This is a genomic window from Putridiphycobacter roseus (assembly GCF_003234935.1).
In the GTDB taxonomy this organism is placed as follows: domain Bacteria; phylum Bacteroidota; class Bacteroidia; order Flavobacteriales_D; family Crocinitomicaceae; genus Putridiphycobacter; species Putridiphycobacter roseus.
In genome coordinates, this window is the sequence record NZ_QKSB01000002.1 from 152,846 (window position 1) to 172,950 (window position 20,105).

16 protein-coding genes are annotated in these 20,105 nt (G+C 32.5%); 2 read left to right on the top strand and 14 right to left on the bottom strand.

All coding sequences use genetic code 11. From position 1 onward, the window contains the following. Positions 1 to 20 precede the first annotated feature (20 nt). The 4 genes from DNU06_RS04425 to DNU06_RS04440 form a co-directional block, all read right to left on the bottom strand. Positions 21 to 401: a hypothetical protein gene (locus DNU06_RS04425; protein ID WP_111062020.1), complete on the bottom strand. Its 381-nt coding sequence runs from the start codon at positions 399 to 401 to the stop codon at positions 21 to 23. 56 nt (positions 402 to 457) lie between these two features. Further along, positions 458 to 1,159, bottom strand: a complete 702-nt coding sequence (locus DNU06_RS04430; protein ID WP_146239147.1) for a hypothetical protein — start codon at positions 1,157 to 1,159, stop codon at positions 458 to 460. Between the two features lie 384 nt (positions 1,160 to 1,543). After that, positions 1,544 to 1,852, bottom strand: coding sequence for a DUF6122 family protein (locus tag DNU06_RS04435; protein ID WP_111062022.1), 309 nt, complete (start codon positions 1,850 to 1,852; stop codon positions 1,544 to 1,546). A gap of 39 nt (positions 1,853 to 1,891) precedes the next feature. Next, a complete protein-coding gene (locus DNU06_RS04440) occupies positions 1,892 to 2,209 on the bottom strand; it encodes a hypothetical protein (RefSeq protein WP_111062023.1) in 318 nt (105 codons plus the stop codon). Positions 2,210 to 2,340: 131 nt separating this feature from the next. On the opposite strand from DNU06_RS04440, the gene DNU06_RS04445 reads away from it, so the two are divergent. Beyond that, a complete protein-coding gene (locus DNU06_RS04445) occupies positions 2,341 to 3,861 on the top strand; it encodes a WG repeat-containing protein (RefSeq protein WP_111062024.1) in 1,521 nt (506 codons plus the stop codon). A gap of 40 nt (positions 3,862 to 3,901) precedes the next feature. On the opposite strand, the gene DNU06_RS04450 is transcribed toward DNU06_RS04445, so the two are convergent. From DNU06_RS04450 to DNU06_RS04480, 7 genes are all read right to left on the bottom strand, one after another. After that, on the bottom strand, positions 3,902 to 6,412 hold the full coding sequence (locus DNU06_RS04450; RefSeq protein ID WP_111062025.1) for a DUF5686 and carboxypeptidase regulatory-like domain-containing protein: 2,511 nt from the start codon (positions 6,410 to 6,412) through the stop codon (positions 3,902 to 3,904). Positions 6,413 to 6,430: 18 nt separating this feature from the next. After that, positions 6,431 to 7,465, bottom strand: a complete 1,035-nt coding sequence (locus DNU06_RS04455; RefSeq protein WP_111062026.1) for an alpha/beta hydrolase family protein — start codon at positions 7,463 to 7,465, stop codon at positions 6,431 to 6,433. A gap of 197 nt (positions 7,466 to 7,662) precedes the next feature. Then, the gene (locus DNU06_RS04460) at positions 7,663 to 8,625 is read right to left on the bottom strand and encodes an MBL fold metallo-hydrolase (protein ID WP_158526812.1); all 963 of its coding nucleotides are present in this window, start codon (positions 8,623 to 8,625) and stop codon (positions 7,663 to 7,665) included. A gap of 62 nt (positions 8,626 to 8,687) precedes the next feature. Continuing rightward, a complete protein-coding gene (locus DNU06_RS04465) occupies positions 8,688 to 9,263 on the bottom strand; it encodes a Crp/Fnr family transcriptional regulator (protein ID WP_111062028.1) in 576 nt (191 codons plus the stop codon). A gap of 564 nt (positions 9,264 to 9,827) precedes the next feature. Beyond that, positions 9,828 to 10,583 (bottom strand): hypothetical protein, encoded by a 756-nt coding sequence (locus DNU06_RS04470; protein WP_111062029.1) that lies wholly within the window; start codon positions 10,581 to 10,583, stop codon positions 9,828 to 9,830. Positions 10,584 to 10,762: 179 nt separating this feature from the next. Continuing rightward, positions 10,763 to 12,151, bottom strand: coding sequence for a S41 family peptidase (locus DNU06_RS04475; RefSeq protein ID WP_111062030.1), 1,389 nt, complete (start codon positions 12,149 to 12,151; stop codon positions 10,763 to 10,765). Positions 12,152 to 12,238: 87 nt separating this feature from the next. Continuing rightward, on the bottom strand, positions 12,239 to 12,928 hold the full coding sequence (locus DNU06_RS04480; RefSeq protein WP_146239148.1) for a hypothetical protein: 690 nt from the start codon (positions 12,926 to 12,928) through the stop codon (positions 12,239 to 12,241). A gap of 1,633 nt (positions 12,929 to 14,561) precedes the next feature. On the opposite strand from DNU06_RS04480, the gene DNU06_RS04485 reads away from it, so the two are divergent. Then, on the top strand, positions 14,562 to 16,031 hold the full coding sequence (locus DNU06_RS04485; protein ID WP_111062032.1) for a leucine-rich repeat domain-containing protein: 1,470 nt from the start codon (positions 14,562 to 14,564) through the stop codon (positions 16,029 to 16,031). Positions 16,032 to 16,771: 740 nt separating this feature from the next. Here DNU06_RS04485 and DNU06_RS04490 read toward each other — a convergent pair. The 3 genes from DNU06_RS04490 to DNU06_RS04500 all read right to left on the bottom strand — a co-directional run bounded on the left by DNU06_RS04490 (position 16,772) and on the right by DNU06_RS04500 (position 20,071). Beyond that, positions 16,772 to 17,692, bottom strand: coding sequence for a YeiH family protein (locus tag DNU06_RS04490; protein WP_111062033.1), 921 nt, complete (start codon positions 17,690 to 17,692; stop codon positions 16,772 to 16,774). Between the two features lie 75 nt (positions 17,693 to 17,767). Then, on the bottom strand, positions 17,768 to 18,652 hold the full coding sequence (locus DNU06_RS04495) for a LysR family transcriptional regulator (protein ID WP_111062034.1): 885 nt from the start codon (positions 18,650 to 18,652) through the stop codon (positions 17,768 to 17,770). Positions 18,653 to 18,676: 24 nt separating this feature from the next. Then, complete coding sequence (locus DNU06_RS04500; RefSeq protein WP_111062035.1) at positions 18,677 to 20,071, bottom strand: hypothetical protein; 1,395 nt, start codon at positions 20,069 to 20,071, stop codon at positions 18,677 to 18,679. Positions 20,072 to 20,105 lie beyond the last annotated feature (34 nt).

Here is a 20,105-nt window from a genome sequence, read left to right on the forward strand (position 1 = left end):
ATTTAGGGATGAATCCGTTTTTATGATTTTGTAAATAACCTAAGCAGTAATAAATTATACACAATAGGTTCTATAAAAATAATCAGCAATGACCAATCAGAAGCGCTCAAACCATAACTGATTGCCAGCAGATATAAGGCAAAATTCAAAAATATAGTCCAAACAATAATGGGCAGGACAAATGCTAAAAGTTTGTTTTGACTTTTTACATATGAAAAATTAAATAGGTGAATGACTGCGTTTAATAAAGCATAAACAAAACTGCCCATTAATGCAATTATCCATACAGCATCTTGATGGCGTTTACTTTCACCACCATATAATATACCTAACACAAAAAACGCTAAAACAAAACCAATTACTATCTGCATGATAAAGTATTTTTTCATTGATTTTTTCATACCTCAGCATGTTTGTATTGCTAGTTTTACGGTTTTTATATGGCGTTAGCTATGCCTTATATTATTCTAATTTTTATTATTTTACCAGTGGATTTGAAATCTGATTTTTTAAGATCAATTTGATCGCTGTTGACTTTTATTTTTCCAATAAAGTCCTTTTCGTTTAGAATAAATTGAGCATTTACGGCTTTTGTTTCCATCACATACATCCCACTAACGTAGGTATACCATATTTTATAATCAGGATAAGTTTTTATAAATTCTTCAATTGTTGCGTTTACACCAATGCCTTCAAAAGTCTGGAATAGGCTGGAAAGCACCATAATCTCTCCAATATTTTGAGTATATTCTCCTGTCTGAAAATTATATTCAGGTTTTATATTTAATACATCATTTGAGTTTTCTTTTACTAAATAAACTGTTTCCGCTTCAGGTCCTTCTTCAGTCATTCTAGTTTGCGTTTCCTTTTTTAGGGTATAATCATCAGCTGTTTCAGGATATGGTATTTGATTACCAATTTTAAATTTCCCTGCTGCGTTATTACCAATTAAATAGTTATTATTTATTTTCTTTTTTCCTTCCTGTTTATCCATTGGCTCTTGAGGAATTTCTTTCGTTTTTGACCTTAAAGCGAGGAGTTCTTTTTCTTGTTTTAATAACTCAATTTCTTTTTGAAGAAGTTCTTTTTCCTTATCCGAATTTGAATTACAGCCCATAAACAGGAGTGCTAGTGCAAAAATTGTTATTTGTATTTTCATTTTTTTATTATTAAACCCAAAACAAGAGCGAATAAACCACTAACCGTAATCTTAACCACGTATTTTTTTGATTTATAAACAAATATATTTAAACGGTTTTACAATTACTAAAATTAACAATACCTGTTATGCACAAATTTTGATGTGTTACACAAATCAATGAGTGCTTACAATCCCTCTAATTTTACTTTAATAAAAGCTGACGACACCCCGGACCTATCCACTTTTTTATTGTATTTATTGCCGTTTCTTCTCCTACTGTTTTATCCGTGCCAAAACCGATTGATGGGATTTTTTCACCATTAATTAATTTAAAATATTTGTTTCCATATTATTTCCCCACAATATTACCTGCTAATTTTTTAAAATCAACTGGATATTCATTTACATCATTGCGCAATCCATAAAATCGGTGAGCATATGAAAAAGCAAGCCAATACCTATGATTTTAAAAGGCTTGGGTAAAAAAAGTAAACCTACATAAACAACCAAGGCTGCATATGTATGCAAAAAATGAAAATTAATACTACAGCGATCGGCTTGAAAAATTGGATCCGCAAATAAATGATCCAGGTCCACCAACATGGTTGCAATTAATATAAAATACACTTTTTTCCATTCTTTTCTATAAGCTACAAAGGCAATAAAAAATGGGAAACCAAGGTGTAAAAAGTAATGAATAAATGTTTGCATAAAGCCTAAAATATTAAGGTGATAACTATGGTGTTAAATCTATATGCAGCATGTTTCAATATTCAACAAGGATATTATTACAATTACAAATGATCGGGCAATAAAATCTAATTTAACATTCGAATTTTTATGTTGTCCCTCCTTATCGTTGTCGTCATATTCTTCGATTGCATTTTCATACCCTAAAATTTTCTCCAGTATAATTTCAACAATACTTTCTTGGTCATTGATCGATAAATCTTCGGGTACACTTTGTGGGTTAAGATCGGCAGTATCTACACTGATATTAAGTAAATAAAGTGCCATAACCCCCCATAGAATATTAATAAGGAGACTATTTCTTAATGCTGTAATCACTGCTCAAAATTATAAAATAAAGCTAACTTAGTGCTAGCCGTAAAGTTAATTTAACGATTGTTAAACTTTTGCAAATTCAAATAACTTATGTTTATTGTAACTATACGCGCCACTAAATTGTTTTATTCAATATGAAACCTAATATCAATGTCCTCTTCATTTGTTGGCTATTCCATGTTGCTTTTAATGTGTCTCATGCGCAATATGATAGTCTTTCGAGGGTGCATTATCAAACCTATGCGGAATATAGTGTGAATTATAAAAGAGGTTTAATCAATACCGTAACTGCCGACACCCTATTACCCGCCAAATACCGTCAAATTGATATCTTTAGTGAAGGACTTGCTAGGGTTTACTTAAACAATTCAATAGGATATATGGATACCTCAGGTCAATTTATCATTCCTTTGGGCACCTATCAATCTCCAGGTGGAGGATCGGAAAGAGGAATGTTCTCTTGCGGACTTGCGGTAGTTCAAAAGGAGGGACTTTATGGGGCCATTAACAAAAAAGGACAGGTTATTATTCCTTTTAAGTCGCGCCAATTAGTCAACTTCACCGACCAAACTGCGATTACTTTCGAGCAGAAAAAATACGGACTACTCAATACTGAAAATGAAATACTATTTGAACTGGAATATGACCAGCTTTGGAAATACAAGTCCTTCATTTATTTGAAAAAAGATAATAAAATGGCCTTTGCCGACCTTGCTGGGGATTTAAAGTGTAAGTTTGAATTTGATAAGGTAGCACCGAATAGATACGGAGGGGTTATACTCACAAAAAATGAACAAGATGGTTATGCCAATCCAGCTGGAATTCAAATAATAAATTGTGCATTCGATCACATTTTATGGTATAACCCCTTGGGCAAGACCACCTGGGTAATGGACAAGGAATTTTTAAGCATTTTGGACAGCAATTTAAGTCCCTTAGCTTCCATTGCAAATGGTGCAGTAATACATCCCAGTTCACCTAATAACCCCACCGCTATTCATTCAGCTGACAGCATTCAATATTTTGACTCAAATGGCATTTTAGTTGGTACTACTTATCAATATTTAAAACAAAAACATGCAAGTGCATACCGATTTAAGAATGACAAATGTATTGTCGCCAAAAACGATAAATGGGGAATGATTGATGCAAATGGTAGGGTATTGATTCCCTTTGACTATGATTGGCTAATGCCACCTTCGTCTTTAAATTATTTAATTGCAAAAAAAGGAAATTTAAATGGCATGGTAGACAGCAACAATAGGATAATATTAAACTTTAAGGAGCGGTCAATCAATCACCTTAACTACGCCGGAATTGAGGCACTTCAGCAAGTAATTGATGCCGAAAAGTGGGCAGAGCGTGTAGCGTCAAAAATTAAAATCAGCAGACAAGAAGCGGTAAAAAAAGCAATGCGTAAAAACATGTATTACCAAAGTGAAAGTGCTGCAGCTGACGTGTGTAAGCTGATTACTGAAAATGAGGAAATTGTTTGGGAAATTGTCACCTACAAAAGTGGGTATACCGACAAGGGTGATTGTGCAAAGACAAACGGATGTAGTATTGTATATAAAAAGCAGATAAAAATCAATGCAGTTACAGGAAAAGTAGTGGCTAAAAATTCAAGTAAATCACTTTATCCGAATTACGAATAAAAGCGGTTTATTCCTTTTAATTTAACCCAATTCGCGGAATTTACCAAGACCATTGATTCGTATAAGTATTTAAAAAATCAAAGCCTATTTTAAACCTAAAGTAGGGCTGCACAATATCGTTGAACTGGCCGGTATAAACGAAAGCGAATTTATAATATTCTTTTAAAAACCGGAATTTTCGTTCTACTCCTATAAAAAACTCTGAGTGGTTATAATCAAACTCGTCCAACAGGATAAAACTCCCCCCTACAAATGTTTCAAAACGCAACTTTTGAATCAAGGGAATTTTATTGAGGAATAACCCGTTAAAATGATGCACGTAAAAGGCTTGTACATAAGGAGCACTTGTGTTATAGTTGGTATCTATTCCCTGGTGAGACTCTAATGGATTTGTAAATAAAGCAACATCTGACTGCTTGATGAATTTATGTTCAATAATTCTTAAGTCTTGTTTATTGAGAAAGGAACCACCAATTACTTTCCATTTTGAATCCCCGTAATTGCCCAAATTAATTTCGTCGGAAACTCTAAATTCTAATTGATTAAATCGCACTTCACTGCCAAACAGGTTTGGGATACCTTGTTTAAAACTCACTTCAAGTTCGGGATAAACCGATCCAATAATTAATTTTTCATTTTGCTTGATGATGTATTTTTGGTTAAATCGGTACTGAAATTTAAACTCAACAAAGGAGACCGTATAGGGCTTAAATGCAGGGGGTGTAGGAAATAGTTTCGGCTCGGCAGTATCTAACTGTTCGAAATAGGTGAATATTGGTCCTAATTCTATATCTCCTAGCGGTTGGCGATCCGCATAACTAAATTTAATGCGACCATACAGTCCATTTACAATCTCTCTTCGGTGTGCTAGGCTTACAAATTTATTACTGATATAGCTGCCTGCGCCTAACACATAATTAACTGCTGTGGTTTGGTTGGTAATACGGTCGTAATCATTCCCAACTGCTACTGCTACACTGCCAAATTTCATGGGTAAAAAGGTATACTCCAAAGCGAGTGTTGGTTTTAAATCTTTATTTAAAAAACCATAATTCAAGGAGGGACTGATTTTTATTTTATGATTATTTTCAAATTTTTTTGAGTAGTCACCAGAGAATTTGAATCGAACCCCACCTACTCCAAATAATTCAAAACTTCCCAATAATGGTGCAATATAAATTTCTTGCTCTTTAAATCTATTCCGAAAACCAACACCGCTTAAAAAAATATCTCCGAGTGTAATTTTATTAAAAACAGCATCCACACTGTCTAAATAGTGCTCACTTTGTTTAACGGAATCAATACGCTCTTGTTCTCCAATAAAATGTAATTCACTGTCTTTTAATTTGAGTGGTCTGTTTTTATTCCAAAAGACGGAGTCTTTGCTAAAAGCATCCGCCGAATAATTAGAGATTTCATTTTTAAAATCTTTGACCCTAATGGCCCTGTTGAATACATAGTCGGAATGCTTTACCCTTGTATTTGCGCGAATAAAATCTTCATCCTCTTGAATGGTATAAGTAAATTCTCGTCTTACCACTACCCAATTTCCATCTATATTTTCGTAATCTTGAATCACATTAAAATCATAGAAAAAAGGCATTGCACTTGGGTTGATAGAAAGGTTGAAAGATTTTACAGCCCATATGTCCGCAACAATATACAATTGCCCTTTGAGTAATGCAGCATTTTTAAAACGAGGGGTCACTTGAATTTCATATATTTTCAGTTCATTTTCATAAAATATATTGTTCAATTCAAATTTGTAATTGGTGAAAGCTTGTGCACCAAAAGGCGAAGTAATGGGGTATTCTGCTATTTTGGGTAAGTCAATCATGTGCTGGTATAGGTTGAAATCACCATCTTGTACTTTCTCGTAAAAAATATACGGATCGACTTCTACCGCTTGAATGGGTGTGATAATGTCTTCTTGGTAGTAATCAATGAAGGATTCTGCTACTGCTGCTTCCTTGTCGGAATAATCGTGTTGGGCAATGATTTTTTCGTGGTACGTATTTTTTGCAATAAAAGTCGTTTGAGAAATGGACTCAATTAAACTCATTTTAGCCGGTGCTTTTACAGTTGAATCCTGTATTCGAGGCTCGCGCTCAAGTCCTGTTTTTAAATAAGTATTACAGGTATAATTATCGACTTGTAAAGCCATCTTACTCCTGTTGTCTTGCATGTGCTTGATTACTGTATTCGCAACGTTTATCTTTTTTGCTAAGACCTCAACGGATTCTAATTTAATTGATTTTTCTTTTAATGAAATATCAAATACATTTAATTTTTTTTGAATAAAAACGGTTACCACTGTATCTTCCATCCCCATCATTTTAAAGTGGATAGGATATTGATCTGCTTTTTTTAATTCTAAAAAATACAAGCCATTATAATCAGTAATTACCCCAAATGTAGTGCCGTCAACATAAACCTTCACACCTGGAAGTGGTTCTCCGTTCATATCGGTTACCGCACCCTTTAATACAAATTGCGCATTCAGTTGAAAGGAAAAAAGTATTCCGATAAGTACAATCCAATACTTCGTCATTTAGTAATTAAATGTTAATTAAAGTTTTTCATTAAACCAATGAATCAATAACGTATCCAATTCTTTTTTTTGGTCAGAAAATTTATGATCCGTCTTGAATTTTTTTAGGGTAAAATTATAATCTATTTCCTTTAATTTTTCTGCGATATTTTCAGCTTGTTCTGGATTTACACGCTGGTCTTCAGTTCCACAAAGAATCAGTAAGCTGGCATCCTTATCTAACTCATTTGTCCAATAAATAGCAGACCGACTGGCTAATGCTTTCGCCTTATTTTTCTCGTAATTGGGAATTAATTTTGCATAAACTTCAGTTTCCATTTCGGGCCTATCCAAAATTAGACGCTCCAAATCTGTAGGACCATTACCAACTACTGCTGTTTTGATGTGCTTAGTATTTTTTAGGGCTAAATAAGTCATCATCCCCCCTCTCGACCATCCAAACATTCCTATTCTTTCCGAATCTCCTTTTTCCAGGTCCGCTGCCGTTTTTATTAAATTCAATACATCATTCAAGTCCTTTCCGCCAAACTCATCTTTTTCTCTATAGCACGAAGCGATTACGACGTAACCCTCATTTGCTAAAATAGACGCGGATTGCACCACACTATATAGTGTTTTAAGTTTACCATCTTTCCCAACCGCTTTATTGCCTCCCCTATTAAATATGATTACAGGAAATTTCCCTTCCCTTTTGGGTTCGACAATAATGCCATTCACCAGCAGTGAATCACTCTTATAAGTGATGGCATAACAATCAATATTATTCAAATATTCAAATTCACTTTTGAGTACATCATTTTCAGTAACTTTTTTCCAAAGGGGTGCTATTTCTGATAAATCAATCCATCTTTTCGACTGAATTTCACCTTGTGCTAAAGTTCTTGATGCCTCCAGGTCATCCGCAGTGATCGCTATTCCTAAAACTGTATTATTTAAGCTTTCTAAAGCCTGATAAGAGGCGTAATATTTTTTAGCGAACTTAAAACCAACAAATAGCACAACCAACAATAGCAATAAACCTAAAATTTTAATGATGGTTTTAAACTTTTTCATCCTAATGCATTAATGATATATCCATATAAACCAGCTACGACTTTTACCTATCCAGTTGGTTTCAATTCAAATATAACCATTAATCTACCAATTGCTAGTCTTTTGTAGATGTGTGCAATAATTACAGGGGGTAAAGCTGTTTGCTAGTTAATTTTATTTACTCAGAAATGAGGTAAACACCCAAGCATCACCTTATTTTACCACTCGACTTCAGGAAAGCGGGCAATATTTTTTTGTGCATTATAATCATGGGCAGGAACAATATGCAAGGTCGGTTTTTCCTGCATTAAATGATGCATCATCACAATGGTTTCTTTTACCTGCTCCCTATCGCCATCCACTTTCTTTCTAGGCACAGCATGCTTTTCTGAAAGACTGCTAAACGCTTCAACTGCCCAAGTTAAATCGCCAGTAAAAAAGTACCGCTTGCCCGACTGTAAATTTACAAACATACCAATTGAACCCTTGGTGTGACCTGGCAATTTTACCAAAACAACGGTTCCATCCTTGAAAACATCATAACTTTCTTGAAATATCTCATAAGGAATGCTGTCAAAATCCATGAATTTCCACTGGATAAAATCAGCATCATATTGTGATTTGATAAAGGCAGATGAACTTGCCGCCTCATCAAAAGCATGGTCATATTCTGCTTTGGTAGTCCATACCTCAGCTTTTGGGAAATCTTCTATCCCGCCAGCGTGATCGTAATGAAGATGGGTGGGAATAATAAAATCTACGTCATCCGGATTGAATTCATTTTTCGTTAAGGTCTCTCTCAGTGAGCTTGTTTTCGTAAACTTAAAAAATTGACGGTCTAAAAAAGAAAAATTATCGTGAAATTGTCCTTCTATTTCACTCCCCAAGCCCGTATCAAATACAAATGTTCCCTTGGGATGTTGGATTAAAATGGAAACGTGAGAGAGTCTTCTCTTTTTAAACAAACTGCCACCTTCGTATACAAATGCCTCCCTTGTTTGCGCATAACCCGTTTCAATAATGGATAAGGAAAATGCCACCTCATTATTCAAAGGTTTTGTTTCCTTAGTAAAACTAGGACTTGGATAATTTGAAATGTCAATGGTTGAAGAACAAGAGGGAATGAAACAGGAGATAACAATAACAAATAAAGTAGAACTGATGATTTTAATTTTTTTCATTTGGCTGTGTTTAATTATACGGCAAAGTAACAGCATCTATAAAAGTCCTCCATTGACATTTGTTAAGAAATAAGAATTTGTTTTCTAACCCGACTCAATGATTCTGGAGCGATTCCCAAAAAAGTAGCAATCATATGCTGTGGTACACATTGAACAATCTTTTGATCATAATTCTTAATGAAGGATAAATATTTTTCCCTTGCCGTTTTAGTTTGTAAAGTCAAGGTTCTATCGAGTACACATAAATAATTTTGTTCGGCTAAAATGCGTCCGAGTTTTTCGAATTTTGGAGACATTTCATACAGTTCAATCAATGCTTGGTGAGACAATTCATAGACCTGTGTATCTTCCATGGCCTCTAATGTTTCAAAGGAAGCGGTTTGGGTAATAAAACTTGAAAATGTCGCTATGAATTGTGCATCACATGCAAAATAAGTATTCATTTCTTTTCCTGCTTGCAAATGATAAGTCCGCATTAATCCTTTGCTGACAAAATAGAGGTGATGCGCCACATTTCCTGCTTTGGTGACTGTTGTTTTTGCATCAAATTCTTTACGAACGAGTTTCACTTTAAAAGTTTCCCATTCTCCTAACGTCAACCCTATTAATTCTTTTAATTTTTGATATAATTCCTCCATTAGTCAATGTATAGTGAAAGTGATTTTAAACACAGAAAGCCATAAAAAGCAGTTATTTTTCGCACACAAGATACTGATTAAAAAAGAAAAATGGTTGGAGCATAGATCCAAACCATCCATACTTTTTGATGTAAATCAAACGTTCACCACCTTATCATATTGTTTCATTTGATTTTAAACGCAACCATTGATTTGTTTTCAAAGCCATTTCAAAAGCCACGATTATTTCAATTCAACTTCAATAGAATTTATTCGTACAATTACTGCTGATTTATAGGTCGCTGTATTAAATGACGCAGGTTATCCAGCAATGGATTACAAGGGTTGAAAAGTAGCGTTAAAAGACAATCGAGTATGCTATGTTGCAGTTGTTATATCATTCCCGCCAACAGGTTTACTTAAAAAACATAGATAAAAGCTATATAAGAACCATCTCGAGCGAAACTGTTCCGACACATCCATGATGTTACTTGGCTTCTAAACATTTCTTTTTGATGGTAAACAGCAACATTTATATCAGCTGTGATTCTTTGTGCTGTCTTGATGAGCTTCTCTCAGCTACTTTTAGGCAGACTTTATTTTTTTCCAGTTTTTATCTTCTTTTTTTAAGATTTTATAAAAACCTTTTCTGTGACCTTCGCCAAATATTATTAATATTTTCTCTTCTTTTGAATTTAACGTGTTCTTTGCCAATACCTCATTTCTATAATCTACGATTATTTTTTTCTTCTTGGATTTAGAAACCACATTGGGTCGTGAATAAGCAGAGTCTAAATGTGTATGATAATCCATGCTGTCTAAAACTAAGCCGCCAAAGCGCGCTTCAAATTCCGCAACAAAGTTTGTTCGGTTTGCATCAGCGTTATAATCTAAACTGTCCAACCCCATTATTTCGTAGCTTGGTTGAACCATTAATTTATTTGCGAACGCTGTAAAAGATTTTAATCCCGTTTTCTTAAAATCCTCAATAATACTTCCGTATCCAGTAGCCCCGGAATAAAACCCAACGATCTTTCTCATTTTTCTATTTTCTATATCCAGCTTGCTACTGTCGTTCACAATATTAGTTTCACTTAGCTGCTCATAAAAAACGGTGTACCCTTTTTCTTTATAAGACTTTATTGTTTCTGTTAAATTAGCATAGTAACTAATTTTTCCTACATGGTGTATTCCAATAAAAGCAACGTCCTTCAATCCATTCGAATATTCCTTTAGGTTAATCGTTTCAGTCTTCATTTCTTTTACACCTTTTAGCGTCTTGCAAGAAGCATTAAAAAATAAAATGAATAGCAATGTAAATAAGTACAAAGAAGTTTTCATAAGTGTCATTTCAGTTAAAACCTTTAAAAATATATGCTAAATATTTAATATCCTAATATTTAGGGCTTATTTTTCGACACTAATTTACTGTTAAGTTTTGGGTAAAATTTGCCATTTATTGCAAGCAACTTTGGTGTTAGATTCATTTATCATTGTTAATATTGGCACTAAAAACCTTGCTACTGGCTGATAGCCTGTTTTAGAATTATATTAAAAATAAAATCCATTTGTGCATCATAATTATCATCAAAGTAAATAGCGTCTTTGATGATGAAATTTGGTGTAACACTGTCAGATTCTGATTCATCTTTAACATTATTAATGCCTTTAATCGTTCGAATATTAATTCGAATCTTGGAATTTGGCAATTGAATTGTACCTCCACCGGTATTGTAAGATTTATAACCACCACCAGATTCTTCTCCAACAAGAATTGCATTGGACCATTCGTTTAAAATTGAAGCTAAGTTAGAAGCCGCCGATCCCGTTTTCCCGTTAATTAAAACATACAGTTGACCTTTATATTGTTGCTGAGGGATAATATATTTAATGTTTGGATTTGCATTAAAATAGCGGCCCAAAAACTTTGAAATTACGAATTGAGGGTGCTTTTTATGTATGAAATATTTCTTATATGTGGCATTGTGCAAAGGATTTTTTGTAATCCTACTAAATTCAATTTTAGTATCGATAAAAAAACCTGAAAAGTAACTTTGATCTTTTCCTCCACCATTGTCACGCAAATCTAAAATCAAGTTTTCGACGGATAGGGTATTCAATGTTTCAATAATAGAAGCTAGTTGCTCATTATACTTTTTATTACCTAACAGAGGTTCCGGGAGCGTTAGTATCGCCAAATTTCTCAATGTGTCTATTGAAAAACGGATAGATTCTTTTTCTTTATTTTTTTTAATTCTAATTGATTTAGCGGGACATAAAATAAAGTCATGTGTAAGGGTTTCCTCCTTGTGAATATATTCAATCGATAAAGCATTTTCATGCTGTTTATAGAGAAAGTAATAATATAAAAAGTTGTATTTAAGCAATTGATTCTTATAGCTGATATTGTTACCGTCTGATGAAATAAATGGATATAGTGAATCTTTGAGGTCGCTGACTAATTCACCGTTAATCGAAATGATTTTATCATTTTTATCTATTGCAATTTGCTCAGAAGAGTACATTTCACTTGCGATTAATTCATTGTTAAAAAAGCACAATCGAAAAGGCAACAAAAACGAGGCATCTAAGGAGATATTCGTCATTTTTTTATGATAGACCCTCGTATGAATACATTTTATTGTAGCAGTGAATTTACAGTAAAGAGATAATTGCTCAATTTGGGTTAATGGATGTGATTTTATTGCTTTTTCTAACTTCCCTAAATTAGTATAAAGACTCAAAGAATCGTTATAATCAAAAATTCCAATATGGCATTCTAATAATGTCGTCTTAAAAACGTTGAAATCTTCAACTTGTTCGGTTAAAGTAGCTAATTGCCTGTATTCTTGAACATATCCAATCAACGGAAAGCTTACAATTAAAAACAAAGCAAAGAAGTTTTTCATTTTAGTACCAGTTAATGCTAACAGTTAATTTAAAATGCGATTGCCAACGGTTTGTAAAAATTTTCGTTGCTGTAAGGTACGAAACAGCTATGAAATATGCTTGTTGTTATGACCTTGTTTTTTTCTTTTTTCAAGGATTACTTTAATATCATAAACAATGTATGTTCCACTAACAATCAAAAGAAAAACTCCAAAAAATAAAAGTTGAAAATTAGCTTCCACTATTGCTAAAACAGCAATCATTATGAATATTATTGAAAATAAATAGCCAACGATTCTCTTTAGTGTATTCGCTAAAGTCCATTCAGATTCCTTCCAGAAATCATTTTCCCTTTTTTCTAGTTCTATATTTGCATTTTCAAGTACATCATTTCCTTCTAAAACTGATTTATACTCTTCTAGTAATTTTACTTTATTTTTTCTATTATGTCCAAAAGTAAAAGGGTGTGCTCTCACTGACGGTGTCACCATACTATTTACATATAGTTTTCCGTTTTTTAGAATTGCAGTAACTTTTATTCCTTCCCAAATCCAATTTGACTTTTTAATAGCGGTAAAATAGTCTTTCCGATTTGATAAAATATCCCATTCATTTAAAATAGCTGTTGCAGTATTTGCTTGTTTAAATTCTTGTTCGGTTAAATTCGAATTCTGAGCCTTAAGTTTTGTACCTAGATATTGGTATCTAAAAAAAGTTAAAAACACAGTTATCACAAGTAAAGATGATAATGATAACTCTCTGTTTTGAATAGAATTTTCTATCGCAATATGACCCATTATATATAGAAATGCACAGATTGAAATAAAATTCAACCAATATTCCACCTTTTGGCCTAAGGTCAATTGTACTTTTAAAGTCTTGATTGATTTTTTAATTTGGTCCTGAGTCATTTTGCACTTGGCTATAACGGCCGGCTATATTTCTGTTTGCATTACCTTGCACAAAAGTAACTTGAAAACCGCCAAGGCATTGTTTAGGCTAAATTAATTATTTTAGACTATCTAAACCATGTTTTGGCGCTATTTTATTAATTACCACTGCTTTTAATTGGTAAATGCAAATTGAATATAGGTTATGTTAGGTGCTGCTTTAATTTTTTAATACGGTGGTTACAGTGGTCCCCCCCTATTCCATTTCGCTTTTTCCTAAACAAAATTCACTACAATTTTTTACGCGTTTAGCGTTTTTCCCGCCTTAGGTAAAAGTCCGCGCCACACAGTACCGTTAAAATTTCGCATTTAAAAACACAGTGATTCACCGTGGGATCAGACCGCCTGAGTTTTGGGTCGCCATGGGTACAGTCCGCCATAACAAATACCGCTATAATTTTGCATTTAAAATTACTGTGGTTTGCCTTGGGAATTGTCTACCGAAAACTGCGGGTTATTGTGGTTTTTTAAACCCTCCTATACCAACTTCCGCTTGCATCCTAACGGTTGGCTATATTTCTGTTTGCATTACCTAGCAAAGATGTAATTAGTTAACCGCCATACCATTGAATAAGCTAAAGTAATTATTTTGTGATTTTCTACCCTTTTGGGCCAGTCATTTTCATGGTGCCTGAAGAAAGTAAACTACGTGCTTTTTTTAGGAGAAAATGATGCAGTTTCATGTGTTGAAAGCAAACACTAATATTAATTCGTCCTAGACACCTTTAATCTATGTTTGTGCTACAAAGAAACAGTCAGTAGATGTAATTTGAGAACTTATACCAAGCTATTTAGCAGCACCTTTTTTTAAGGTGAAGTTAAATTGATTGGCCATGTGTTCAATTTAGACAAAACACTATACTTATAATCCAGTTCGGGCTATGTATAAAAATCCGTAATAAACTTTATAGAAATTCAACAGATATTCTATATATTTACCAGACTGGCATAGTTCATACATCAGAAAAACTGAAGCCCCCTAGCGCAAATACACAACTCATACAAGAAAAATAACTCAACGAATGCCCTTCGAAAAATATGAGAAATAAAGGTTTTGAAGAATGTAAAGTAATCTTTTCATTTTCAAGGTATAAGAATGAAAAAAATTGCATTGGTTTAAATCAGTTCCCAAATCAAAACCGTAGCTAAGCTGAAAATGAATTTCACAAAAAAATTATCATTTCAGACCATTATAAACACAGGGAAATTTAAATTTTAACAATTATTTCATTTGCAATACTGTAATATATTGACTAAGTTTACTTTATAAGAGTTAAGAAAAATGTAATTGAAAATTCCCGAATTCAATTCTCAAAACTAGTATTTGTAAAGGTTATCTGGCTTCTTGATTGTTTTTCAATGTTTAATCCAGTTATGACCTGGGCAATTTAAGTCGTGCTGTACAACCAAGATTATGTTATTCGTATACACCAATAAATATGAACTTGCAAGTAGGTTTAAGGGATAATAAATTTTTTAAATGAGAAATTTTTATAGATATCGATCTCTGATAAATATAAAGTTGAAAGTACTTTATATTTTTCTCCTATGTTGCGTTACTGGGTACTCTCAATGTCATTATGTTAGATCGTTTTATAGGAGTTACTACCATTATACAAAATACGGAGATCCTGAATTTTATTCTACCCCTGGATATGGATCATTCAAATCAGGAGGTGCTGTAACTTTTGAAGGGATTTATAGAAACATAGACAGACTTAACTATATTAAAGAAGATTTAGATTTAATAATAAAACTAGACAACGCTTCTGTTAATTTCTTTAATAATTATAAGGGTAAACTCAGTATAACTGATTTAAAAAATATAAGATCAGTGCAAGTTGTATGTGATTTTAGTCATGGAAAAACCTATAAAAAAATAGCCTCTGAATTCTTTAATGACTGGATATCTGACTTATCAAAAATGAACCATGATGTTGAAATTATCATTCCTTCACATTTTCAGATAGCAAAAATTGATGGTTTAAAAAAACTTACTGTTTATGTAGAAGATTCTCTTAACCCTGCAATATACCTTAATGAAGAAATTGAGATATTCGAAGTTAATTTTATTAAAAAACGGTGGCCTAGTAGTTCTATTAATGACAGGTGTTTTCAGAAAAACCTTAATTTAAAGCCCTTTAATCAACTTAAAACATTCAAAATCCGTTGTCATGGTGTTTATACAGATAGTGTTGTTTTTAAAAATCTCTGTGCAAGCCCGCAATTAGAAAGTTTTGTTTTAGATGCCCCAAACTTGCTGTTCTTTAATTTTGAAATACTAAGAGATTTTCATAAAATCAAAAGTTGTACTATTAAATCAAAAGCTTTTCATAATTCACATGTACCACTATTGAGTCATCATGAATTAATGTGTTTAAAAATAGAGTCTCAAGAGATTGTACAATTTGATTTTAATGATCTTATTGAAAGTAAAAAACTTAAATATTGTAAGTTAAGGTTAGACTCAGCTGAGCACATTAGTCCTCCTAAAGTAAGATATGATAGTCTTTCTGAATTGGAGATTTATTCTAATAATCTTGATAGCCTAGAATTAGGAAGTGCATATTTTCCGCATTTGCATGAAGTTTATCTTGTAACACCATCACTAAGCTATATTTGCCCTGAATTTTTTAATCTAAATACATTACGTTATCTTGGTATTGTTGAAAGCAATTTGAGTGAAATACCTTCTGGATTAAAAAATTTGTACAGTTTAGAAATATTGTATTTAGTACTTCCAAAGCTCAAGTGGAATTCTTCCATTTTTAATGATTATATAAATATTTGTGAAGTACGCTTCTCTGAAACAGCCTCTTCTGAGAAATACTATACGTATCCTGATACTAAAGTTAAGAAGGATAGAAAAAATATAATTAAAACAATTAAACTAAGAAAATCTATTCCAGTAGAAGTTAAAAGTATGGAGGTGAGAACCAACTTGTTTTAATTTTTGATTTATGATATTTTATTAACTAAAATAATAAAATTATGATCCATTTTTTTGTGATATAGACGGTTTAGTACAACAATCAGTTTCAGATAGTCCAGAGAGAAATTTTGGACCTACGAGTGCAGTCCGCCACCACTAATACCGCTATAATTTTGCATATGAAAATACTGTGATTTGCCTTGGGAATTGTCTAACGAAAACTGTGGGTTACTGTGTTTTTATTAACCTGCTTTACAAACTTCCGCTTGCACCTAACATGCGGATATAAACACCTTGTGGCATTTATGCAAGTCCTGTATTTTATTGATATTGATTCAAATATAAAAACTCTAGGGGATTTATGGTACATTTATATGGGTTTTTCCTCCATTCAATTTTTTTATAAACCTTTGATTAACGGACTATATAAAATAAGTATTCAAGCCGAATAAAAATACGGCTAATGTCAGGACTTGAAGTTTTATAAGGGTGTAAAGCATTTAATTTAATGCCTACATGAAAGAATCTATGCGCTCACAATGGCCATTGAAGTGCGCGAGTTTGCCAATTATTCATCTTGCTTGATTAAGGCGAGTAACCTGGTCGAATGTATTTACACTTTTTATAAATTGCCCATCAACAGTCTTCATGGTAATTACTTCATTTGTTAGGTTGTGGAACATGCTTAATTAATTACAGCATACGCTAAACCGACATTTTACAATTCATGCAACATTTTAAGTTTATAAAAACGTGCATTAAAATAAGATATAGACTAATGAAAATATGGAAATAAACACCCACAAAAAAAGCGCCAGAAATATTGGCTTTATGCCTGTAGTTTTTAAATCTTTTATGGAAATAGTAGATCCAACAAGGAATAAAGTTACAATCAACAATCGTTTCGACATTAAAACAATAAACAGGGTCGTTGCTGCAGGTAAAACCTGGTAACTATTTATCATAATTGCCAAAAGAAATAAAAGAATAAAGTAAGGGATTTTTATCTTTTCCCCTTTTGTTTTGAAAAGAAACATTGAAAAAATAGACAAAGGAATAATCCATAACGTTCTTGACAATTTTAGGGTCGTCGCTATTCGTAATGCTTCTTCTCCATATCCTAACGAAGCTCCTACAACAGAACTGGTATCGTGTATTGCTATCGCACACCACATACCAAATTGTTCCTGCGTTAAATGAAGAAAATGCCCAACACTCGGAAATAAAAATAAAGCAATTGAATTTAAAAGAAACACAATTCCTAAAGCAATACTTATTGTCTTATTATCTGCTTTAATAACTGGTGAAATGGCAGCTATTGCGCTTCCTCCACAAATTGCAGTTCCAGAAGTAATTAGATGCCCTAATTTCAAATCCATTTTTAAAATTCTTGACAATAACATACCCATGCTTACGGTTAATAGGATGGAAAAAATAGTCAAACTTAATCCCGACTTACTCGTTTCTAGCGTTTCGTTTATCAACATTCCAAATCCCAGACCCACAACTGAAATTTTAAGCAAATAATGAATTGCTTTTTGACTGTAAGATTTAAATGGATTATTAAAAATAATAGCATAAATAAAGCCCAATATCAATGCAGTAGGACTATTCATAAATCCTAAAAGACCAATTAGTATTATCAGGAGGTAAACTATTTTTGAAACATTATCTTTCATATCCTAAGAATTAATGGATATAAAAGTAGGGAGTATAAATAACTACTAAGCAAATTAATTAGTTATTAGGTATAACTAAAAGTTATAGTTATGACGGATAAATGTCTTGAAGTTTTCATAAGTACTGGAAAGATATCCTGTTCTATTTACAAAATAAAACCATCTTTCAATACTTAAATCTTTAATGTCTATGATTTTGAGTTTATTATTTATCAAATCATCCGTAATCGAATGAATAGATAGAAATGCATAATGATCGGAATTATATAAATAATTTTTAATGGCTTCGGTACTATTAAAAAAAACAACAGCATTAAGTTTTTTAACTTGGTGCTGCTTTAAAAAGGTATCAATTATCACTTTTGTTCCCGAACCTTGTTCTCGTTCAATCATTGGAATTTCTTGTAATGTTTCTAAATTAATACTTCCTTTTGGGTAGGTATTGTTGTTTACATTGGTTAACAATACAATTTCATCTTTAATAAATTTCTCAAATTGTAATTTTGGGTTTGTAATACTTCCTTCTGTGATACCAAAATCTATCTCTTCATTTAAAATTAAGTTCTCAATATTTAGCGAATTATTACTAATAACATTAAATTTTGTCTGTGGAAATTGTACTCTAAACTTTGCAATTACTTTGGGAATTATGTAGTTGGACAAAGTGGTACTCACGCCAAAATTCATGAAATTGGGAAAGTCGTCTTTTTTATGCAAGAATTTCTCGTCCATTTCCGCATAAATTGCCAACACTTTATTTGTATAGATAAGAAAGGACTTTCCCTCTGCTGTCAATTCAATGGCGTTTCTTTTCCTTATAAATAGAGTGGTTTTAAAATCTTGCTCCAATTTTTTTATGGTCTTAGATATAGCAGGCTGCGATAGATACAATTGCTCTGCAGCTTTTGTAAAACTCAAATGTTTTACAACCACTTTGAATATGTGTAATTTGGTTTTCATTTGCTATTTTGTCTTTGTGCCATTTTAATGGATGCGGCCATTTTCAAATTGTTTGATGAGTAAATCATTTGGACTGGTTTTTATTGCATTCACAATAATTAACTTGGTTTTATCTTTTAAATCAAATGTAATAATGAATTCTTGGTTGGGATCAAAATTCCATTTGTGGAGTGCTGAAAATTGAGTTTTTATCTCATTTAGTTTATTGGAATTATGGTTAGAAACAATAATTATTTTTGTGACTGGTGTTTCTTTTAACCGCGACAAACTCAACAAATCAATTCTATCTTCCATATAAGCAGCACTAACTTGTGGATAGTTAATCAAGAAAAAGTCAAAATGAGCTGGCTCGTCCACTAGAATATATCGGTAAGTTAAAATATGGTTAAGTTCATTTGTCCAATCAGCAAAACTAGTGTCATAAATAGAAATATACTTGTCTATAAATGCTTTATCCAGAGATTTATTTTTCATTATGTATTCTTTTACCGTTGGATATAATTTTTTAGCCATTAAATTGATATACTTATTATTGTACCAATCATATTCGTCTAATTGCTTATTTATCTGTTCGTAGACATAGCCGTTTCCAAGCGCTGTAGCTAAAACTTCGTTTAATAAAAGGTAGGCATATTGACTGTTTTTTGATGGGTTTTTCTTGAACCATTCGGCCATCTTTTTTTTAAATGCTAATGTTTCTTCGTTGTATTGAATGTGATATATTTCATGCATCAATACCGAAAACAAGATATCATATTCTTTAAAATCAATTTGAATTTCACTTGCAGCATTATTCATAAAAGCACTTGCGGTAAATCCATTTTTATTGATGGAAGGGATTACTGCGATCTCGAATATAATGGCATTGTCCCATGCTGTATGATAAAACGCAAGACCCGTTTGAAAGTAATCGTCCAGACTCGTATTTTCAACATATTTAATGAGCTCTGCTACTTTCTGCTCAAACTTTTCTTTGTTAGGATTGTAAATCGTAGCAAGATAAACCGTTTTAAATTCATCCATTATATTTGCAAATGCAAGCAGTTCTGAACTTGGTATTATGCCAAACATTTTAGTTTTAAACTCATTTAATGAATTGCTTGAAATTAAGTTTTTACTCATGATATCGCTCGTACTTAAGGGCAATTTTTGACCCTTAGGGTATTCATGAAATGGAACCGTTTCTGTAAGCCTTAATGTATCGAATTGCTGTAAAAGTTGCTTGTATTTTTCATTATTAAACGCCGAATTTTTAAAAACTTTTTTGTATTCACTATCGGGATAATATGCTGACAATTGCCGAACAAAATCATAGGTAGCATACAATACTGAAAATTTTATTTTTACCTGTGGTTTTTCTTGTCCAAAACTGATAAGCTGCGTACAAATAAAAATAAATAAGACACTGATTTGTTTCATGTTGTTAGTTTTTTACGGCATCTAAAAATAGGTA

What these genes read in the sequence shown, in the direction of transcription:
- DNU06_RS04425 (WP_111062020.1), bottom strand. Translation starts at nt 401, where the DNA reads ATGAAAAAATCAATGAAAAAATACTTTATCATGCAGATAGTAATTGGT.
- DNU06_RS04455 (WP_111062026.1), bottom strand. Translation starts at nt 7,465, where the DNA reads ATGAAAAAGTTTAAAACCATCATTAAAATTTTAGGTTTATTGCTATTG.
- DNU06_RS04435 (WP_111062022.1), bottom strand. Translation starts at nt 1,852, where the DNA reads ATGCAAACATTTATTCATTACTTTTTACACCTTGGTTTCCCATTTTTT.
- DNU06_RS04445 (WP_111062024.1), top strand. Translation starts at nt 2,341, where the DNA reads ATGAAACCTAATATCAATGTCCTCTTCATTTGTTGGCTATTCCATGTT.
- DNU06_RS04490 (WP_111062033.1), bottom strand. Translation starts at nt 17,692, where the DNA reads ATGAAAGATAATGTTTCAAAAATAGTTTACCTCCTGATAATACTAATT.
- DNU06_RS04480 (WP_146239148.1), bottom strand. Translation starts at nt 12,928, where the DNA reads ATGGGTCATATTGCGATAGAAAATTCTATTCAAAACAGAGAGTTATCA.
- DNU06_RS04475 (WP_111062030.1), bottom strand. Translation starts at nt 12,151, where the DNA reads ATGAAAAACTTCTTTGCTTTGTTTTTAATTGTAAGCTTTCCGTTGATT.
- DNU06_RS04460 (WP_158526812.1), bottom strand. Translation starts at nt 8,625, where the DNA reads ATGAAAAAAATTAAAATCATCAGTTCTACTTTATTTGTTATTGTTATC.
- DNU06_RS04430 (WP_146239147.1), bottom strand. Translation starts at nt 1,159, where the DNA reads ATGAAAATACAAATAACAATTTTTGCACTAGCACTCCTGTTTATGGGC.
- DNU06_RS04465 (WP_111062028.1), bottom strand. Translation starts at nt 9,263, where the DNA reads ATGGAGGAATTATATCAAAAATTAAAAGAATTAATAGGGTTGACGTTA.
- DNU06_RS04500 (WP_111062035.1), bottom strand. Translation starts at nt 20,071, where the DNA reads ATGAAACAAATCAGTGTCTTATTTATTTTTATTTGTACGCAGCTTATC.
- DNU06_RS04485 (WP_111062032.1), top strand. Translation starts at nt 14,562, where the DNA reads ATGAGAAATTTTTATAGATATCGATCTCTGATAAATATAAAGTTGAAA.
- DNU06_RS04450 (WP_111062025.1), bottom strand. Translation starts at nt 6,412, where the DNA reads ATGACGAAGTATTGGATTGTACTTATCGGAATACTTTTTTCCTTTCAA.
- DNU06_RS04495 (WP_111062034.1), bottom strand. Translation starts at nt 18,652, where the DNA reads ATGAAAACCAAATTACACATATTCAAAGTGGTTGTAAAACATTTGAGT.
- DNU06_RS04470 (WP_111062029.1), bottom strand. Translation starts at nt 10,583, where the DNA reads ATGAAAACTTCTTTGTACTTATTTACATTGCTATTCATTTTATTTTTT.